Below are 17690 nucleotides of genomic sequence, written 5' to 3' on the forward strand. Positions count from 1 at the left end.
GCCATGTGACCGGTCACATGGAGTGTGAGCGGTCACATGGCAGGAACGGAAGGGCCCTTTGCCGGATTGTTACGCGGCGGTTTCAGCCGTGACGCGGAGGGGCGGTCGACTCGCGCACGATGAGGCGGGGTGGGGTCAGCTCGGTCTCGGGCCGCGGCTGCCCGGTCAGCTCGGCCACCGCCGCCAGGAAGCACGCCCGCCCCAGCCCGACGAAGTCCATCCGCACGGTGGTCAGCGCGGGGATCCAGAAGGCCGAGCCGGGAATGTCGTCGAACCCGACGATGCTCACGTCACCGGGCACGTCCCTGCCCGCGTCGTAGAGGGCGCGGCGCACCCCCTGGGCGATGTCGTCGTTGCCGCACAGCACCGCCGTGACGTCCGGATCACCGGCCAGCCGCTGCCCGGCCAGGTAGGCGGCCCGGATGTCCCAGCCGGAGGCGACCACCTCGGGGATCTCGGCGCCCGCCCGCGACAGGGCGTCGCGCCAGCCGGCCTGCCGACCACTGGAGCGCCCCTCGGACGGGATCGCCACGTGGTGTACGGTCCGGTGGCCCAGGGCCAGCAGGTGCTCGGTGGCGTCGGCGGCGGCACCCCGCTCGTCCAGCGCGATCGTGACCCGGCCCGTGTCGGGCGCCACCGGCTCGGTCGCGGCGATCGCCGGTATGTCCGCCGGCAGCGCCTCCAGCACCGCCGTGCCCGCCGGGTCGAACGCGATGACGACCAGCCCGCCCGCACTCGGGTCGTTCACATAGTCGACGGTCTGCTTGATCTCGGCGGGCGAGTCCGACTCCACGACCCTGACCCCCACGGCCATGCCCTCGGTCCGCGCCGCCTCCTCGATGCCCTGCAGCGTGGACGCGTAGCCGTACAGCATGGTGTTGGACGTCACCACGGTGATGCCCGGAGCGCGCCCCAGGCCGAGCGCCCGCGCGGCCCGGTTGGGGTGGAACCCCAGCGTCTCGATGGCCGCGCGCACCGCGGCCCTGGTGTCGGGACGCACCCGCGGCGAGTCGTTGAGCACGCGCGAGACGGTCTGGTAGGAGACGCCCGCCGCGGCCGCGACGTCGCGAATGCTGGGCACGGCCCCTCTGCGGGCGCCGGAGCGCGGCTCGCGCCGAGGGCTCGGACTCACGATCACATCGTAAGGCGCCCCGGACCGCGGCTCCGCCCCGGCTCACCTGCCCGCCAAGAGCCGTCGACGGGTGGCGTGGCGGTCGGGCTGGTGATAGATACCGCTATGTACCGGACAATGATGGGTGTGGGCAGCCGCCCTGCGGTTCGGAGCGCATCATGGGGGCAGACTCGCCGTGCCCGGCATCGGCAGAGGAAGGAACGCGCATGGAGGTGGTGTCAGTAGGCACCGTGACCGACGGCACGCTGGAAGTGGTGCTGCGCGGCGACATCGACTTCACGAACGCGGCCTGGGTACGGAGCACGGTCTCCACCGCCGTGCTCGACCAGCGCCCTTCAATGGTGTGGATCGAGATGGGCGAGGTGGCCTTCATCGACTCCTCGGGGATCGGCGTGCTCGTGGACGCGATGAAGGCGTCCGCCGAGGTCGAGGCGGCCTTCAGCGTGCGGCACCCCACGTCCCGGGTGTTCGACCAGCTGCGCATCACGGGGCTGCTGTCCGCGTTCGGTCTGGCCTGAGGAGAGCTGGCCTGAGGAGAGCTGGCCTGAGGAGAGCTGGGCTGGGGGCTGAGGAGAGCTGGGCGCGCCACCGTGGCCTCCGCTTCGCGGCCCCGTCCCGCCCGCGCCGGTCGGGGCGGACGCGCCGATGAGCGACCCCGGCGAAACCCTGGAGACGCGGTACGACTTCGACTTCGACACGCTCGTCCTGCTGCGCCGGCTGGTGGCGCGCTACGCCGCGCGGCACGGTCTCACCGGGCGAGACCTGTACCGGTTCGTGGTGGCGGTCAACGAGATCACCACCAACGCGGTGCGCCATGGCGGCGAGAGCGGACGGCTCAGCCTGTGGCAGACCGGCGGCCGACTCTATTGCCGGGTCACCGACAACGGCCCGGGGCTGGCGCGGCCGGACTCGCAGGGCCACCACGCCGTGCCGGCCGACAGCAGCAGCGGCCGGGGCCTGTGGCTGGCCCGGCAGTGCGTCAACCGGCTGACCATCGAGAGCGACGCCAACGGCACCATCGTCACCCTGGAGGCCGCCGCCCCGCAGCCGGACTGCCCCTGAGCAAGATCCTTTAGTCGCTCGGTTGCCGAAAGTGGCATTCCCTCCGGCTGCCGAGACGGAACAGAAGGCGAACCTGGTGGTCGTCAGGCCCGGTGGGAGGATGCCGGTGTTCGAGCTCGCGGCCGAAATTGATCAGTTCAATGTCATAGCTTGACGCTACGATCTTCCGCATGCTGGACAAAGAGTCGGGAAATGCCCACTCCTTTCAGGTTGACCTGCGAGGACTTGTTGATCTCCTGTCGCACCACCTTTATTCCAGTCCACGCGTCTACCTGAGAGAGCTGCTGCAGAACGCGGTCGACGCGGTGACAGCGCGGCAGCGGATGGACCCGACGGCATCCACCGCCATCCGGATCACTTTGAACGAGGCGGGGCTGCGGATCGATGATCCGGGTATCGGCTTGACGGAGGCGGACGTCCATCGTTTCCTCGCGACCATCGGCCGGTCATCGAAGCGCGATGACCTGGAAGGGGCTCGCCGCGAGTTCCTTGGCCAGTTCGGTATCGGCCTCCTGGCCTGCTTCACCGTCGCCGAGCGGATCCAGGTGATCAGCCGTTCTGCCGCCGTCCCGGATGCGCCGGGCATTGAGTGGCTGGCCGCGTCCGATGGGACGTACTCGGTCCGGCGGCTTGCGCCGCATGAGCGCGCCGTTCCCGGAACGACCGTGTGCCTGACGCCACGAGCGGGAGCCGAACGGTGGTTCGCCCCTGACGTGGTCACCGACCTTGCCCGCGACTTCGGTTCGCTGCTGCCATACGAGGTGACGATCGACACGAGTGGGCGGACGATCCGCACCACGGACAGCCCCCCGGTGTGGGACCGCTTCTACGATTCGGCCGCCGCACGCCGGGCCGCGCTGATCGAGTACGGCGAGCGCGCGCTCGGCTTCACCGCACTCGACGTCGTCGAACTCGACGTGGAGCTGGCCGGGATCAGGGGCGCCGCCTACGTGTTGCCGCAGCCGGCGAATCCGGCCGACAGCGGCCGCCACCGCGTCTACCTGAAGGGCATGCTGCTCAACGACGCGACCACCGGCCTACTCCCTGAATGGGCGTTCTTCGTCCGCTGCGTGATCGATACGGACACGCTGCGCCCGACCGCATCGCGTGAGGGTCTGTACGAGGACGAGACGCTGGTCGCGGTCCGCGAGGCGCTAGGTGTCCGGCTGCGGGACTGGCTCACCGGGCTGGCCGCGCAGGAGCCACAGCGCCTGGCCGCGTTCCTCGCTGTGCACAGCCTCGGGGCGAAGGCGATGGCCAGGCATGACGCCGAGCTGTTCCGGATCATGCTGCCGTATCTCACGTTGGAGACGACCGACGGTCAAGTCACGTTGGCCGAGGTCGCCAGGAAACACCCCGTGGTTCGGATCACGCCCACCGTTGAGGAGTTCCGGCAGATCGCGCCGATCGCGGCCGCCCACGGCGTGGCGGTCGTCAACGGGGGTTACACCTACGACAGCGAGCTGGTCGCGCTGCTCCCTGATGTCATGCCGGGGGTGGTGGTCGAGGAGCTCGGTTCGGACGTGGTCACCGCCGCGCTCGACCCGGTTGACAGCGCGAATGAGCTGGCCATGGCCGGGTTCATGGCGATGGCACGCTCCACGCTTGACCCTCTGGGCTGCGATGTGATCCTTCGTGCGTTCTTTCCGGCGTCGGTGTCCGCTCTGCATCTGGACTCCCGCGCGGCACGCAACGAACGAACCCGCGCGGAGGTCGCCGCCGACGCGGACGACCTGTGGGCCGAGCTCCTGGGCGCACTCAAGTCCACCGAGCCTCGCGCGCAACTCGTACTCAACCACCGCAGCCCGGTGATCCGCCGGCTTGCGACGATCAGTGATCGCGCGCTGCTCGTCACCGCCGTCGAGGCGCTGTACGGCCAGGCGCTGCTGATGACGCATCGGCCCCTGCGGTCGGTCGACACCGCACTGCTCAACCGCGCCTTCGACGAGCTGCTCGGCTGGGCCTCCCAGAACGTGACCGAATCCACTGAAGAGGATGGCACCGCATGAACGTCGCCGAGATCCGCGACGCCCTGCGTCAGACCTACGCGCTGCCACGCGGACGCCAGAAAGCCGAACGCCTGGAACTGCTCGCCACCGCGGCCAAGGCGGCCGAGGACCGGTCGCTGGAAGCCGAGGTGCTGCTCACCCTCATCCAGGCCTACGAGGACGGCGCCGAAGGTGACCGCATGCCGGTCGCGTTCGGACGGCTCCTGCAGATTCACGACGGCTTCCCAGCCGAGGTGGGCACGTTCAGTGATCGCATCCACTGGCAGCTCAAGTGGATGAGCTACTACCTCGTCCTCAACCCGGCCGTGCCGCTGGCGACCATCCACCGCTGGCTCGACGAGTTGCAGAACCGCTATCGGCAGCGCGGATACAGCCCGCGCCCGGTGCTCAGCCTGCGTTCGCTGCTGGCGCAGCATCTCGGCGACGACGAGACGGCAGCGGCGGCGATGGAGTCGTCGATCTCCGCTCCGCGCGACCAGATGGCCGACTGCGACGCCTGCGAGGGCAACGGCTGGGGCACGTGGCGCGTCTCGGCGGGTGATGACGCGGGGGCGCTGGACTACTGGGCGCCGCTGCTCGACGGCGAGCGGTCATGTGCGGAGGAGCCGCACAGGGTCCTGGCCAAGGCACTGCTTCCCCTGCTGCGCACCGGACGAACCGAGGACGCTCGCAGCGCCTTCCTCAGGGGATACTCGCTGGTCCGCCACAATGTCAGCCTGCGCGAGTCGGTCGGCCACCACATCGAGTTCTGCGCCCTGACCGGCAACGAGGCGCGTGGCCTGGAGATCCTGAACGAGCACGCGTCCTGGCTCATGAAGCAGCACGAGGACGTCTCGCAGCGGGTCGGCTTCGTGAGCGGTGTCGTCGTACTGCTCCGCCGCCTGGCCATGCTGGGCCACGGCGGCATCCGGATCGGCGACCTGACTCTTGATGCGACTCTCGCCAGGTTGGAACAGGAGATCAGCGAGCTGTGCGCCCGCTATGACGCGCGCAACGGCAGCAGCGTCTTCAGCGAGCGCGTCGCCAAGCGCCTCGCCCAGGAGCCGTTGGCGGATCGGCTGCCGCTCGGCGTCCCGGCGACGCTGCCGCAGCCGGCCGGTCGTGCCGTACCGGTCCCGCCGAAGGGCACCGATTCGAGCCTCGACGGCCTGGTCCCAGAAGCGCGGCGCCTGTCCGAGACTCGTCATCCCCACGCCGACAGAGCGTGGGAACGAGTCGCGGCCAGTGAGCTGCCGCTGCCCGAGATCGTTGTCGCGGAGGTCGAGTACGCCAAAGCGCTCTCCCTGCTGGACTCGGACCCCGGCGCGGCCTACGACGCGCTGCTGGCTGTCGCCGAGAGCTTCGACCGGCTCGCCGACACTGCCAAGTTTCTGGAGGCCCGCGCCGCCGTGGCCCTGGCGCGCTTCCAGGCCAGGGATCGGACCGGAGGCGAGGCATTGGCGGCAAGCGTCATGACGCAGGCGGAAAGCGCGTACGCGGCCGGAAAGCTCACCTCGCGCGAATACCTGAGCGTGCGAAGAGCCGGTCCCCTCATGGCAATGGCGGCGCTGGGGCAGCAGGAGAACCCGGCCGAGGCCGAGCTCAAGGCCACCCATGCGCTGCTGGAGGCCGAACTCGCCGTGGCAGTGAAACTCGCGGTGACCGAGCGCATGGCCATGTATCACGACCTGCTGGCCCGGATCTCCTTCCCGCTCGGCGATGCGGACGGCGCGCGTGCCCATCTGCAGGCCGCCGTGGCGGGCTATCTCGAAGCCGGGCAGCCGTGGCGCGCCGCGAATCCCGCCTCCCTGCTCGCCGAGCACGCCCTCGGGAGCGACGATCCGAAGGCGGCCGAAGAGTTCGCGTCGAAGGCGATCACGTACGGCGCCGATCTCGTGCCGCACGACCAGACCGCCCAGCTGAGCTCCCTGCTCGTCGAGGCCATCTCGAGACAGCCCGGCCGCGAACACGACCTGGTCGGCGCGGCACTGACCGCGGCAGACCGCTGGAATGGCCTGTCCGAACCCGACACCCTGCACAACACGTTCACGGCGGCGCGCGCCTATCACCGTCTCGAAAGGCATGCCGAAGCAGCGGCACTGTTCGAGGAGGTGATCCCGAGGGTGGAGATCCCTTACGACGCACCGGTCATCGCGATGACCCGGGGACAATACGGTGCGTCACTGCGTGAGCTGGGCCGCGACCGCGAGGCCGCTGAGCAGTTTCTCAAAGGCGCGGAGCTGGTCCAGAATGATTCGGACCAACGAGCCATGCATGCCGAACTGGCCTGGTCCGCCGCCGAAGCACTGCAGTATTCCGGACAGACCGCAGAAGCGCTGGCCGCCTATCAGCGGGCGGCCGCGCTCTGGACCGAACTCGGCGAACTCACCCCGCGCGTACGCTGTCTTCGGTCGGCGGCCTGGTTGCTGCGCTACATGGGCGAGCCTGATTCCGAGGAGCACCAGGATGCGGAGCGGCCCGGCGTCGCTGAGATGCGTGCGGTTCTCGCCGAACTGGTAGGGCTGGCCGAGCACAGCCCGTCCGAGGAGGTGCTGGCGGAGCTCGCAGAGACGCAGAAGCAACTCGAGCAGATGATCACGGACAGCTTCGACGAGTACGGCGACGTCGACTAGCGTGCGGGCACTGGCACGCGCTCATCGCCGATGACGGATGCCAGCCAGCGGTCCTGCACGACGACCGCTCAGCTTTGGCCGACCAGGGCGGAGGCGACGTCGATCAACACCTGCCCAGGCCCCGGGACCGGGTCGGGTGCATCTCCAGGTACGAGCACCTCGGGCCTGCCGAACTCTTCAACCACACCACGCGCACGTTGCTCTCCCCTGTTCGGTTGATGTCGTCCCCAGCCGGCAACCTCAACCGAACTCGACGTCAACCCGCGATCACCAGCACAGCTCGACCGCAATGTCGAACTGGTTGCCGTGCCGTTCTCCTTCGTCGACGCCATTCACCCCGGCATCAAGTGGGTCTACGCTGTACGCACGGGCCACGGGCAGTTGCTTGCTCATGGTTTTGGAAGATCTCGACCCCTGCCTGTTACCGGGCTGCACCACCGCCGAGACGCGCGAGCGGTTCTTCATCGAGTTCGGCCGCGCCCTGCGCAGGCTCCTCGACGGCCCGCATCCCTGGCCCGTAGCCAGTCCTCCGAAGCCCATTCCGCACCCGCTGACCGCGCACCACGGTGAGCACTCGGCCGCAAGGGAAACCCAGATGCCCCTCACGCTCCCGCAGTTCACCATCAAACCGCATCCTCACCTGCGTCCTGATGCCGAGCGGCAGCAGATTCTGGCCGCGCCCGGCTTCGGCCGGTACATGACAGATCACATGGTCACCATCAAGTGGACCGGCGAGGGGGGCTGGCATGACGCCGCACTGGGCCCATACGCCCCGCTGACCATCGACCCGGCCGCCACAGGGCTGCACTACGGCCAGTCGATCTTCGAGGGGCTCAAGGCGTACCGGCAGCCGGACGGTACGGTCGCGCTGTTCCGGCCCGAGGCCAACGCGCACCGCTTCCAGGCGAGCGCCCGCCGGATGGCCATGCCGGAGTTACCCGTCGAGCTGTTCATGAAGGCATGTGAGCTGCTCGTGAGTCAGGATCGGTGCTGGGTTCCCGACGCCGCCGAGCACTCTCTGTATCTGCGGCCGCTGATGTTCGCCACCGAGAGCACGCTCAGCGTCCGGCCCTCGGCCGAGTACCTGTTCCTGCTCATCGCCTCCCCGGCCGGGTCGTTCTTCCCCGACGGCATCAGACCCCTGTCGGTGTGGATCGCCGAGGACTATGTACGGGCCGCCCCGGGTGGCACCGGCGCCGCCAAGTTCGCCGGGAACTACGCCGCCGCATTCCTCGCCCAGAACGACGCCGCCGAGCACGGCTGCGACCAGGTGGTCTGGCTCGATGCGGTTGAGCGGCGCTGGATCGAGGAAGTGGGCGCCATGAACCTCTTCTTCGTACGCGGCCACGGCTCTGCCGCCGAGATCACCACCCCCGCCCTCACCGGCTCACTCCTGCCCGGAATCACCCGCGACTGCGTCCTCACCCTCGCCCGCGACCTCGGCCACCCCGTCAGCGAGAGCCGCATCAGCCTGGAGGAGTGGCAGACGGGCGCGGCGGACGGCTCGATCACCGAGGTCTTCGGCTGCGGCACCGCCGCTGTCATCACCCCCGTCGGCCAGGCCCGCACACGCACCACCGCCTGGCAGATGGCAGACGGCCGGCCCGGTCCCCTCACCCTCCGGTTGCGCGAGAAGCTCATGGCCGTACAGACCGGCCGTGCCCCCGACCCGCACGGCTGGGTGCACCATCCGCGCACGACAGCGCACTGACCTGCGCGAAGGACGCCATTCGCTGGGGTGGGCTCCCATGTGCACGGCTCTGTCGCCGTCGGAGAGTGCCGTCCGGCTACGGTTTCACCGAGTCTGATCCGGTGCTTCGGTCGGCGGTGGCCGGGGCCTTCTGGGTGCCGAGCATGTCGAGAAGAATCATGGCGTCGTGGTCGGGGCTTGCGACGTCGGCGTAGTAGACGACGAGGCGGTGGCCGGGGGTGCCATCCAGCTGCAAGGACTGGTAGCCGAGGGTGACGCCTCCATCGACCCGGCCACGTCGACCATGTGGAAGCGGCGGTTGGCCTCGGCCATCTCCAGCACGTCACCCGCCGCCGCGGCCCGCTCGACCTCGGCCTGCGCGCGCTCGGTCACCGACGCCGAGCGGGCCACCATCGCCGCGGGATCCACAGCGAACCGCACGCCGGCGTCAGCCCTTTACCGCGCCGGCGCTCAACCCCTGGATGAGAAAGCGCTGGACGTACGCGAAGAGCACGACGACGGGCGCGACGGCGATCAGGCCCCCGGCGGCGAGAGCGCCGAAGTCGCTGCCGAACTCGCCCAGCAGGTAGCTCAGCCCGACGGGCACGGTGAACCGGTCCTGCGAGCTGATGAACATGATGGCGAACAGGAAGTTGTTCCACGCGCTGATGAACGCGAAGGAGCCGACGGCGACGATCCCGGGCTTCAGCAGCGGCAGGACGACCGCGCAGAACGCGCGGATCCGGCCGCAGCCGTCCACCTGAGCCGACTCCTCGAGGGTGACCGGCACATTTCTGATGAAGCCCGCCATGAGGACGAGGGAGAGCGGCAGGTGGAAGACGGTGTCGGCGATGATCAGGCTCCATAGGCTGTTCGTCAGATAGAGCCCGTTGAAGATCTGGAAGAGCGGGATGAGCATCATGGCGCCCGGGATGAACTGCGTGCACAGCATGATGACCAGGAAGACGTTCTTGCCGCGGAAGGTGAGGCGGGCGAGCGCGTACCCGCCGAGCATGCCGATCACCGTCGACACGACGAGGCTGGCGACCGCGACGGCGATGCTGTTGCGGAAGTAGACGCCGAAGCCCGAGCCCTCCCAGACCCGGCGGAAGTTCTCCAGGGTGATAGGCCACGGCACGAGGGCCGTGGAACCTGGCGGCCGGAAGGCGAACAGCACCATCCAGTACAACGGGACGAGCGTGAAAAGCAGGAACAGCGTCAGCGGCAACCACAGCATCAGGCGGTCGCCCATCGAGCGCCGTCGCTTGCGGGCCGCGTGCCGCCGGGCCGGTGGTGCAGCAGGCACCGGGGCCTGCCCGACGTCGTCGTGGGTGGCGAGGCTCACTTGCCCTCCTTGGAATCGCCGGAGCTGATGCGCAGGTAGACCATGGACGCGAAGGTCAGCAGCAGGAACGCCGTGACGGTGAGCGCGGAGCCGTAGCCGAAGTCCTGGTCGTGGATGGCGGTCTGGGCCACGTAGAGCGGCAGCGTGGTCGTCGAACCCGCCGGGCCGCCGGCGGTCATCGTGTACAGCAGGTCGACGTTGTTGAACTCCCACACCGCCCGCAGCAGCGTGGCGATGACCACGGCCTTGCGGATGTGCGGCCAGGTCACCGCCGAGAAGCGGCGCAGCGGCCCGGCGCCGTCGACGTTCGCGGCCTCGTACAGCTCCAGCGGCACCGACTGCAGGTCGGCGAGAATGAGGATGGCGAAGAACGGGATGCCCTTCCACAGCTCGGCGATGACCAAGGCCCAGAAGGTCGTGTCGGGCTCCGACAGCAGGGAGGTTCCGTACTCGCCGATGCCCATGGACGCCAGGTAGTGCCCGATCCCGGTGGTGGGGTTGTAGAGCAGGATCCAGATCGTCGTCGTGAGGATGCCCGACACCGCCCATGGGCTGAAGGCCAGGGCGCGGGCCAGCCCGCGGCCCACGAAGGTGCGGTTCAGCACCAGCGCCAGCGCCAGGCCGAGCACGAACTGCAGCCCCACCTCCACGAACACCCACTGGGCGGTGAAGCGCAGGCTCCGCCAGAACAGCTCGTCGGCCAGCAGCGCCCGGTAGTTGTCCAGGCCGGCGAACCCGTCGTCGAGGGGCCGGGTGAGGTTGTGGTGGCGCAGGCTCTCCCAGAAGACGCTGAGCACGGGATAGAACAGGAAGACCAGCACCAGCACGACGGCCGGCGCGATCAGCAGGTACGCGTGCCCGGCCCGGGACCCGGTGGGGCGGCGCGCCGCGGGCGGGCGGCGTACCGGTTCGGCGGTCGTGGAGCTCATCCGTGCTCCTTGTCGTACTTGCGCTTGGCCGTGGTCAGGGCCGAGGCCGCGGCGGTGAGGAAGTCACGGGGCGTCAGGTTGCCCTGCAGCACCTTCTGCCACTCCGGAAGCAGGTCCGTGACGGTGATGGCGGTGAATTCCGGCAGGTAGTAGGGCTGTTCCAGGGTCACGACGCCGGGCTTCGCGGCGGCGTCCAGCGCGGCCTTCATGGCGGCGTTCTCGGTCACCCACTTCTCTTTCGCGACCGTCTTGTTGCCCGGGAGGTATCCGGACTTCTGGGCCCAGAAGCTGTTGCCCTCGGGCTCCATCGTGTAGGCGAGGAACTTCCAGGCCTCCTCCTGGTGCTCGCTCTTCTGGAACATCGCGAACCCGGTCGTCATCCAGCCGGTCAGCACCTGGTTGTCCGGCCCGGGGAAGGGCGCGACGGCGCCGACCTTCTCGGCTCCCAGGGCGGCGACGTGGTTGGGGTAGGAGCCGATGCTGTGGCTCAACATGGCCGCGCCGCCGTTGCCGAACTGGGCCACCATGGTCTTGAAGTCGGCGGTCAGATCACTGCGCGCGGTCTGCTTGCCGAACAGGGCCACGTACTTCTCGCAGGCGGCGATGACCGCGGGGTCGTCCAGCGTGGAGGAGCCGTCCTCGCGGAAGAACGTGCTCACGCCCGCGCGTGGATAGACCATCTGCACGAGCTGGCCGAAGAAGCCGTTGCCGCCGCGCAGCGTGTAGCCGAAGCGGCCGGAGGAGGCGTCGGTGAGGCGGCTCGCGGCCGCGTCGAAGTCCGCCCAGGTGGCCGGCGGCTTCAGCCCGGCCTCCTGGAACCAGTCGGCGCGATAGTAGATCACGTCGGCGAGGCTGGTGGTGGGCGTCAGGTAGAGCTTGCCGTCGGGGGCGGCGGCCCGGGAGGACTTGAGCATCTGCTCGGAGATCTGCGGTTCGAGGCCGGCCTTCTTCAGGCGTTCGTCCAGGGGGGCGAGCGCGTTCTGGGCCACCAGGGCCGCGAGGTCGGACGCCTTCGGGGTGAGCAGGTCGGGCGTGGAGCGCGTCGCGATCGCGGTGTTGATCTTCTGCATGTACTGGTCGGTGGGCAGGCCCAGGTAGTTGATGCGGAGGCCGGGGTTCTTGGCCTCGAACATCGAGATCAGCTTCTTGAGGTTGGCCGTGCGCTCCGGGCGGGTGTCGGTGTCCCACAGCTGCAGCGTGACGGCGCCGCCGCTGCCGCCGCCTGAGCCGCCGCACGCGCTCACCGCGGACGCCAGGCCCATGGCGACGCCGGCCTGTGCCGCCGTCCGGATGAAGCCGCGCCGGGACAGGGCGTGCCGGCCGAGGGCCTCGGCCGGATGCTGCTGACGGGTCATGGGTCTTTCCTCTCGTTCACCAAGAACTGCGCTCCGCTGTGCGGTTGCCATACGGTACATGAGATATGAGATTTAGGGTATGGTCGGTTCTATACAACGGGCCACGTGCCCTCCGATCCCCGGGCGGCCAGGCGGAGCGCCGGTTACGGTGGTCGATGACAAGTGAAGGAGTGCGGGTGAGTGAGACAGCGTTGGGCGCGATCAAAGCGTCTTCCAGGACGGCCCTCGTCCTCGAAGCGCTGCGTCGCGGCATTCTGAGCGGCGAGCTGCCGGCCGGGCGGTCCCTTGTGGAGGCGGAGCTCGCCAGCCGTTTCGGTGTCTCCAAGACTCCGGTGCGCGAGGCGCTGAAGACGCTCAGCGGAGCCGGCCTGGTCACCATCAGCGAATACACCGGTGTGACGGTCCGCAAGGTCGACGAGCGCCTCACCCGAAGCGTGTTCGACGCCCGGTGCCTGATCGAGCCGGCCGCGGTGCGGCGAAGCGTCGAGGCGGGACTGCGCGACGGCGGCCGGCTCGCCGGCGAGGCCCTGCGCAAGTCGGACGAGGCCACGGACGAGGTGACCCGCAGCCTCGCCAATCGCGACTTCCACCGCGCCCTCTACGCCGATTGCGACAACGAGGTGCTGGTCGGCGTGCTCGACCAGTTGCGCGACCAGACGGCCCTCATCTCCGTCAACGTCTGGTCCCAGCGTCCCTCCTGGGAGGACGAGGCGCAGGAGCACCGGCAGATTCTCGAGGCGGCACTGAACGGGCAGGCCGACGAGGCGGCCCGGCTCGTGTTGCAGCACATCAGCGTGTTCCAGGAGCGGGCGCTCCAGCAGATCAAGGAGGCCGGCCGTGAGGTTCGGTGAGCTCTCCCGGGCCCTGCGCGACGTCGTCGCCATCCCGGTCACGCCCTACGCCGGCGGCGTCCCCGACCTCGCGCTGTACCGTACGCTGCTGCGCCGCCTGGTCGACGCGGGCGTCAACGTGCTCACCCCGAACGGCAACACCGGCGAGTTCTACGCCCTGAGCGCCGAGGAGCGGCTTCAGCTGATCACGGCCGCCGCGGAGGCCGCGCGGGGAGAGGCGCACCTCCTGGCCGGGATCGGCCTCGACGTCGCCACCGCCGTCGAGGAGGCCCGCCACGCGGCGGCGCACGGCATCCGGATGGTCATGGTGCACCAGCCGGTGCACCCGCACGTGTCGGCCCAGGGCTGGCTCGACTACCACAGGGAGATCGCCGAAGCGGTGCCGGACCTGGCCCTGGTCCTCTACCTGCGCAACGCCTGGGTGGACGGCCGGCTGCTGGCGCGGCTGGGCGACCTGTGCCCCAACGTGATCGCCCTGAAGTACGCCGTCGCGGACGTGAACCGTTTCGCGCAGCTACGCGCGGAGGCAGGCCCCGACCGGTTCGTCTGGATCGCCGGGCTGGCCGAACCGTACGCGCTGTCCTACGCCGTCCACGGGGCCGAGGGCTTCACCTCCGGGCTGGTGAACGTCAACCCCGCCTTCTCCCTCCGGCTCATGGACGCCCTGCGCGAGGAGCGCTATCCGGTGGCGGAGCGGATGCTCCAGGACATCGCGCGGTTCGAGCACCTGCGCGCGGTCGACGGCGGAGCCAACAACGTCAGCGTCGTCAAGGAGGCGATGCACCAGCTCGGCCTGTGCGACCGCGCGGTCCGGGCGCCGAGCACCGTACTCGGCGAACCCGAACGGCAGGAGGTCGCGCGGATCCTCACCGAGTGGGCCAAGGCCGACGACCTCGGGCCCCTGCCCGTGGCGGCGTCATGAGGATCAGCGGCCTCCGCTCGTTCGTGCAGCGCGTGGGCGAGCGCCCCCGGGTGCTGGTGCGCGTCGACACCGATGAGGGCGTCAGCGGCTGGGGCGAGGCCTACAACCACGGTCCCGACCTGGCGCTCGGCCCCCTGCTCGACTACCTCGGCGGGCAGATCAGGGGTGCGGACCCGCGGCGCGTGGAATACGTGTCCCAGCTCCTCCTCCGCAGCGCCAGGTTCCCGCAGGGGGCGCTCGGGCTGGCGGCGATCGCCGCCATCGACCACGCGCTGTGGGACATCACCGCCAAGGCGCTCGGCGTGCCCGTCTACCAGGTGCTCGGTGGCGCCGTACGGGATCGGGTGCGCGTCTACTGCGGGCTCTACTCCGCGCCCGACCCCGACGAGTGCCGCCGCCAGACCACCGAGCTGCATCGGCGCCACGGATTCACCGCCTTCAAGCTGAGCCCGTTCCGTACGGACCTGCACGCCCGACGCTGGGGACTCGTCGTCGCCGAGGCGGCGGAATGGGCTCAGGAGATCAGGCGGTGCTGCCCGGAGGAGTTCGACTTCGCCTTCGACGCGCACGCCAAGATCTTCGAGCCTTACCAGGCGGTTCAGCTCGGCAACGCTCTGGCGCCGATGGACCCGCTCTTCCTGGAGGAGCCCCTCCGCCCGGAGCACTTCGCATCCTGGGGCTATCTGCGCCAGCAGTTGCGGGTCCCCCTGGCCACCGGGGAGAGCCTGTACTCTCCCCACGAGTTCCTGAACCTGCTCACCCACGGGGGCGCCGACATCGTCCAGCCGGACATCTGCGTGGTGGGCGGCATGTCCCAGATGCGGCGCATCGCGATCCTCGCCGAGACCTTCAACACCATGGTGGCGCCCCACAACCCGATGGGGCCACTGGCCACCGCGCACAACGTGCACTTCGCCGCGGCCTGCAGCAACTTCTCCATCCTGGAGTACAAGCCGGAGACGACGAGGTGGTGCCCGGACCCGTACGTGCCGGTCGACGGGCACCTGGAGCTGCGGCCCGACCGGCCCGGCTGGGGCGTCACCATCGACGAGGACGCCCTGGCGGAGGACGACTACGTGCACTGGGAGCGCCGGGTTCCCGTCCGGCCGGACGGGTCCCTCGCGTTCTGCTGACATCGCGGGGCCCTGGAAGGTGCGGGGGGCGGGCGTCATCGGCGCATGCTGAACCCGAGGCGCGGGATCGATTTCGGCCCAGGCCCGGCCGGCTCGTCGCGGTGGCCGCCCGTCTGCGCAGCCGCCAGTGTTCGGGCACCTATCCTTGCTTGCATGGGTGACGTACTGAAGGGGCGAGGTTGCGCGTGGGAGTTCGAGGACGGGGGGCTGCGCATTACGCCTGAGCCGGGTAAGGCGTCGAAACTGAGCATGGAGCTCGGTGAGCGGTTCGTGCCGTACCACGCGTTGGCCGATGTCATGCTGGAGCCTGGTGCACGCGGCAGGGTGGTGTTGCGGGTGGTTCCCCGGGAGGGAGCCGATCCGGTCATGTCCGCGGCAACGGGACAGCTCCAGGAGTCGCTCGATCCGTACCGGCTGGTGCTGCCCGCCGCCACGAAGACGCTGGCCGACCAGTATGCCGACGAGATGCGCGCGGCCCTGTCCGAGCGCGGTCCGGCTGAGCGGTTCCTGATCGCCGGTCCTTCGGTGCCGCGTAGTTTCAAGGCATGGGACGGTGAGGCCGCCTTCGACGGGCAGGCTGTCACCTTCACCTGGTTCTCGTCCGGAGCTTCCCCGGCCAAGTACACGGCAGGTGACCGGCGTTACCCGATCACCGAGATCGAGGGCGTCGAGTGGCATGCGCTGGAGGACGCTCGCGGGTCGTTGCGGCTGCGCATCCGTGGGCACCAGGCCCTCTCCAACCCCAACAATGATCCCGCCTCCGTGGTGTTCGGCATCGGCTGGGGAGCCACGCATCACTCCCTGCCCTTCGCCGCCGCCGTGCTGGCCGCCGTACAAGCTCCCATGATCGAACAGGTCGCGGCGGAAGGCTGAGCTGCCGCCGCAGCACCGCCACCTCATGACGCGACACCATGATCTCCGCGTCCTTCGACGCCTGGCCGCGGCCCGGCAACATCAGCCGGCCGAACACTCGAAGCGTGATCAGACAGAGCAGGCGAACAGGCACAAGACGCGATCTTTCGTGCGGGTACGAACCCCGGCAAACCACAGGTCAGAGCCGTCGTGGTCGCGTTTTGACGCGGTACATGGTCAGCCGGGGCCGGTCAGGACCTCGCCGCCTTCCACCGCGCCGGTGAGCAGAGGACGAGGCTTCGTCGCGGTAGGGTTCTGGCGGACTTTCTTCAAGGTGGACGGCACGTGTGAGTAAGGCTGATGAGCTGATCGGCGCGGCGATGGAGGCCCTCACCCGCGAGGATGAGGCAGCCTTCGACTCCGCCGCCGCCTTCCTGGCCGACCGGGACGACGCCGATCGCGTGCTGGTGGAGGTTGTGACCCGTGCGATCTCGGGGTTGTGGCGGAACGGCTGGCAGCCCGCCGACGTGGTCAGGATCGCAGCCAGGTGGCTGACCGACTGGCACGGGCGGGCGGCGGCTGACCTCATCGCCTGGGAGATGCGGGCCTACGCGCCGGCCACGGTGGATGAGCGCTGGCGCGACCAACTCGCCGGCCTGGAGGCCGCGGTGTGGTGGAAGGGCGGCTACCTGGCGGCGCGGCAGGCACGCGACGGGGCCAGCCGACTGGCGACCGTCTCCGGTGGGCTGGAGCTGCTGGGGTTGCTGACCGGGCTGCCGCGGCTGGAGTCGTTGAGCCCGCGGCCCGGGGCCGCTCGCGGTACGGTCCAGGCACGCTCGCACGCGGTCAGCGAGAAGACGTTCACGCGGGTGCGGGCGCTGCTTGCCAAGGCGGAGTCGACGACGTACGAGGCGGAGGCGGAGACGTTCACGTCGGCGGCGCAGAGCTTGATGGCGAAGTACAGCATCGACGCGGCGATGCTGGACGCACAGCCGGGCGGAGGCGAGGCCCCGGCGGGCATCCGGGTCGGCATCGACGCGCCGTACGAGCAGCCCAAGGCCGTGCTGCTCAACCTCATCGCCGAGGCCAACAGGTGCCGGGTGATCTGGTCGAAGGAGCTGGGGTTCGCCACCGTGCTGGGATTCTGGGCGGACCTGTCCTGGGTGGAGGTGCTGTTCACCTCGCTGCTGGTGCAGGCGCAGACCGCGCTGGTGAACTCGGGCACCAAGAAGCACGGCACCGGCCGGTCGAGGAACAAGACGTTCCGCCAGTCGTTCCTGTCGGCGTTCGCCTCCAGGATCGGGGAGCGGCTCGCCGAGGCCACGGCGGGTGCGGTCGCGCAGGAGAGCGCCAGCCGGGGCACCGACCTGGTGCCGGTGCTGGCGGCCCGCGAACAGGAGGTGGAGCAGGCGGTCGAGCGCATGTTCCCGAACCTGGTCTCGCACGCGGTCCGCACGTCATGGGACCGGGAGGGCTGGGCGGCCGGCCGTAGCGCCGCCGATCAGGCCAGCCTCGGGGCGCGAGACCGATAGCGCCTGTATTGCGCCTGCCGAGAATCACATCCACCCAGGTCATGGCCATGTGAGGGCTTAGCATGGTGGCGCGAGGAACGCCAACTCGGCACCGACACCAGAGTCAGATTCGCTCCCAAAGACCGGCCCGCCCACCCTCCAGTCCATCCGCGCTCTCATCCTGCGCATGGTTCGGGAGAACCCCGGCTGGGGCTAGCGACGGGTGCACGGCGAGCCCACCACCCTCGGCATCAAGGTCGCGCCGTCCACGGTGTGGGAAGTACATC

The 17690-nt window shown here is 69.5% G+C and carries 16 protein-coding genes; 10 read left to right on the top strand and 6 right to left on the bottom strand.

The annotated features are described in order from the left end of the window. Window positions 1–82 precede the first annotated feature (82 nt). Entirely contained in the window at window positions 83–1132 is a 1050-nt protein-coding gene (locus tag LDL49_RS27255) for a LacI family DNA-binding transcriptional regulator (protein ID WP_225294759.1), read from the bottom strand. A gap of 206 nt (window positions 1133–1338) precedes the next feature. Between LDL49_RS27255 and LDL49_RS27260 the strand changes: the two genes are divergently transcribed. The 4 genes from LDL49_RS27260 to LDL49_RS27275 all read left to right on the top strand — a co-directional run bounded on the left by LDL49_RS27260 (window position 1339) and on the right by LDL49_RS27275 (window position 6815). Next, entirely contained in the window at window positions 1339–1650 is a 312-nt protein-coding gene (locus LDL49_RS27260; protein WP_225294760.1) for an STAS domain-containing protein, read from the top strand. A 127-nt stretch (window positions 1651–1777) separates the two neighbouring features. Next, on the top strand, window positions 1778–2194 hold the full coding sequence (locus LDL49_RS27265) for an ATP-binding protein (protein WP_225294762.1): 417 nt from the start codon (window positions 1778–1780) through the stop codon (window positions 2192–2194). Window positions 2195–2364: 170 nt separating this feature from the next. Next, window positions 2365–4203: an HSP90 family protein gene (locus LDL49_RS27270; RefSeq protein ID WP_225294764.1), complete on the top strand. Its 1839-nt coding sequence runs from the start codon at window positions 2365–2367 to the stop codon at window positions 4201–4203. After that, entirely contained in the window at window positions 4200–6815 is a 2616-nt protein-coding gene (locus LDL49_RS27275) for a hypothetical protein (protein WP_225294767.1), read from the top strand. Before LDL49_RS27270 ends, LDL49_RS27275 begins: the two co-directional genes overlap by 4 nt. 267 nt (window positions 6816–7082) lie before the next feature. Here LDL49_RS27275 and LDL49_RS57155 read toward each other — a convergent pair whose 3' ends face one another. After that, window positions 7083–7208 carry a hypothetical protein gene (locus LDL49_RS57155; protein ID WP_263655576.1) on the bottom strand — a complete coding sequence of 42 codons (126 nt, stop codon included), beginning with the start codon at window positions 7206–7208 and terminating at the stop codon, window positions 7083–7085. A 202-nt stretch (window positions 7209–7410) separates the two neighbouring features. Here LDL49_RS57155 and LDL49_RS27280 point away from each other — a divergent pair, with 202 nt between their 5' ends. Beyond that, window positions 7411–8526, top strand: a complete 1116-nt coding sequence (locus LDL49_RS27280; protein WP_225295162.1) for a branched-chain amino acid aminotransferase — start codon at window positions 7411–7413, stop codon at window positions 8524–8526. 156 nt (window positions 8527–8682) lie between these two features. On the opposite strand, the gene LDL49_RS27285 is transcribed toward LDL49_RS27280, so the two are convergent. Genes LDL49_RS27285 through LDL49_RS27300 form a run of 4 tightly spaced genes read right to left on the bottom strand, consistent with a single transcriptional unit; the run spans window position 8683 to window position 12134 of the window. Further along, entirely contained in the window at window positions 8683–8946 is a 264-nt protein-coding gene (locus LDL49_RS27285; protein ID WP_225294769.1) for a hypothetical protein, read from the bottom strand. 7 nt (window positions 8947–8953) lie between these two features. Then, window positions 8954–9850 (bottom strand): carbohydrate ABC transporter permease, encoded by an 897-nt coding sequence (locus tag LDL49_RS58495; RefSeq protein ID WP_225294771.1) that lies wholly within the window; start codon window positions 9848–9850, stop codon window positions 8954–8956. Continuing rightward, window positions 9847–10779, bottom strand: a complete 933-nt coding sequence (locus LDL49_RS27295; protein WP_225294773.1) for a carbohydrate ABC transporter permease — start codon at window positions 10777–10779, stop codon at window positions 9847–9849. The genes LDL49_RS58495 and LDL49_RS27295 overlap by 4 nt, the downstream gene beginning before the upstream one ends. Beyond that, window positions 10776–12134: an ABC transporter substrate-binding protein gene (locus LDL49_RS27300; protein ID WP_225294775.1), complete on the bottom strand. Its 1359-nt coding sequence runs from the start codon at window positions 12132–12134 to the stop codon at window positions 10776–10778. Before LDL49_RS27300 ends, LDL49_RS27295 begins: the two co-directional genes overlap by 4 nt. A 176-nt stretch (window positions 12135–12310) precedes the next feature. Here LDL49_RS27300 and LDL49_RS27305 point away from each other — a divergent pair, with 176 nt between their 5' ends. The 5 genes from LDL49_RS27305 (at window position 12311) to LDL49_RS27325 (ending at window position 17424) form a co-directional block, all read left to right on the top strand. Beyond that, a complete protein-coding gene (locus tag LDL49_RS27305; RefSeq protein ID WP_225294777.1) occupies window positions 12311–12985 on the top strand; it encodes a GntR family transcriptional regulator in 675 nt (224 codons plus the stop codon). Continuing rightward, a complete protein-coding gene (locus LDL49_RS27310; protein WP_225294779.1) occupies window positions 12972–13907 on the top strand; it encodes a dihydrodipicolinate synthase family protein in 936 nt (311 codons plus the stop codon). The genes LDL49_RS27305 and LDL49_RS27310 overlap by 14 nt, the downstream gene beginning before the upstream one ends. Continuing rightward, a complete protein-coding gene (locus tag LDL49_RS27315; protein ID WP_225294781.1) occupies window positions 13904–15040 on the top strand; it encodes a mandelate racemase/muconate lactonizing enzyme family protein in 1137 nt (378 codons plus the stop codon). Before LDL49_RS27310 ends, LDL49_RS27315 begins: the two co-directional genes overlap by 4 nt. A 153-nt stretch (window positions 15041–15193) precedes the next feature. Continuing rightward, entirely contained in the window at window positions 15194–15913 is a 720-nt protein-coding gene (locus tag LDL49_RS27320; protein WP_225294783.1) for a DUF4429 domain-containing protein, read from the top strand. Window positions 15914–16239: 326 nt separating this feature from the next. Continuing rightward, on the top strand, window positions 16240–17424 hold the full coding sequence (locus LDL49_RS27325; protein ID WP_225294784.1) for a DUF2786 domain-containing protein: 1185 nt from the start codon (window positions 16240–16242) through the stop codon (window positions 17422–17424). The last annotated feature ends 266 nt before the right edge of the window (window positions 17425–17690 follow it).

It is taken from the genome of Nonomuraea aurantiaca (assembly GCF_020215705.1).
Taxonomy (GTDB): Bacteria; Actinomycetota; Actinomycetes; order Streptosporangiales; family Streptosporangiaceae; genus Nonomuraea; species Nonomuraea aurantiaca.

What these genes read in the sequence shown, in the direction of transcription:
- LDL49_RS27260 (WP_225294760.1), top strand. Translation starts at nt 1,339, where the DNA reads ATGGAGGTGGTGTCAGTAGGCACCGTGACCGACGGCACGCTGGAAGTG.
- LDL49_RS27265 (WP_225294762.1), top strand. Translation starts at nt 1,778, where the DNA reads ATGAGCGACCCCGGCGAAACCCTGGAGACGCGGTACGACTTCGACTTC.
- LDL49_RS27270 (WP_225294764.1), top strand. Translation starts at nt 2,365, where the DNA reads ATGCTGGACAAAGAGTCGGGAAATGCCCACTCCTTTCAGGTTGACCTG.
- LDL49_RS27275 (WP_225294767.1), top strand. Translation starts at nt 4,200, where the DNA reads ATGAACGTCGCCGAGATCCGCGACGCCCTGCGTCAGACCTACGCGCTG.
- LDL49_RS57155 (WP_263655576.1), bottom strand. Translation starts at nt 7,208, where the DNA reads ATGAGCAAGCAACTGCCCGTGGCCCGTGCGTACAGCGTAGACCCACTT.
- LDL49_RS27280 (WP_225295162.1), top strand. Translation starts at nt 7,411, where the DNA reads ATGCCCCTCACGCTCCCGCAGTTCACCATCAAACCGCATCCTCACCTG.
- LDL49_RS27295 (WP_225294773.1), bottom strand. Translation starts at nt 10,779, where the DNA reads ATGAGCTCCACGACCGCCGAACCGGTACGCCGCCCGCCCGCGGCGCGC.
- LDL49_RS27300 (WP_225294775.1), bottom strand. Translation starts at nt 12,134, where the DNA reads ATGACCCGTCAGCAGCATCCGGCCGAGGCCCTCGGCCGGCACGCCCTG.
- LDL49_RS27315 (WP_225294781.1), top strand. Translation starts at nt 13,904, where the DNA reads ATGAGGATCAGCGGCCTCCGCTCGTTCGTGCAGCGCGTGGGCGAGCGC.
- LDL49_RS27320 (WP_225294783.1), top strand. Translation starts at nt 15,194, where the DNA reads ATGGGTGACGTACTGAAGGGGCGAGGTTGCGCGTGGGAGTTCGAGGAC.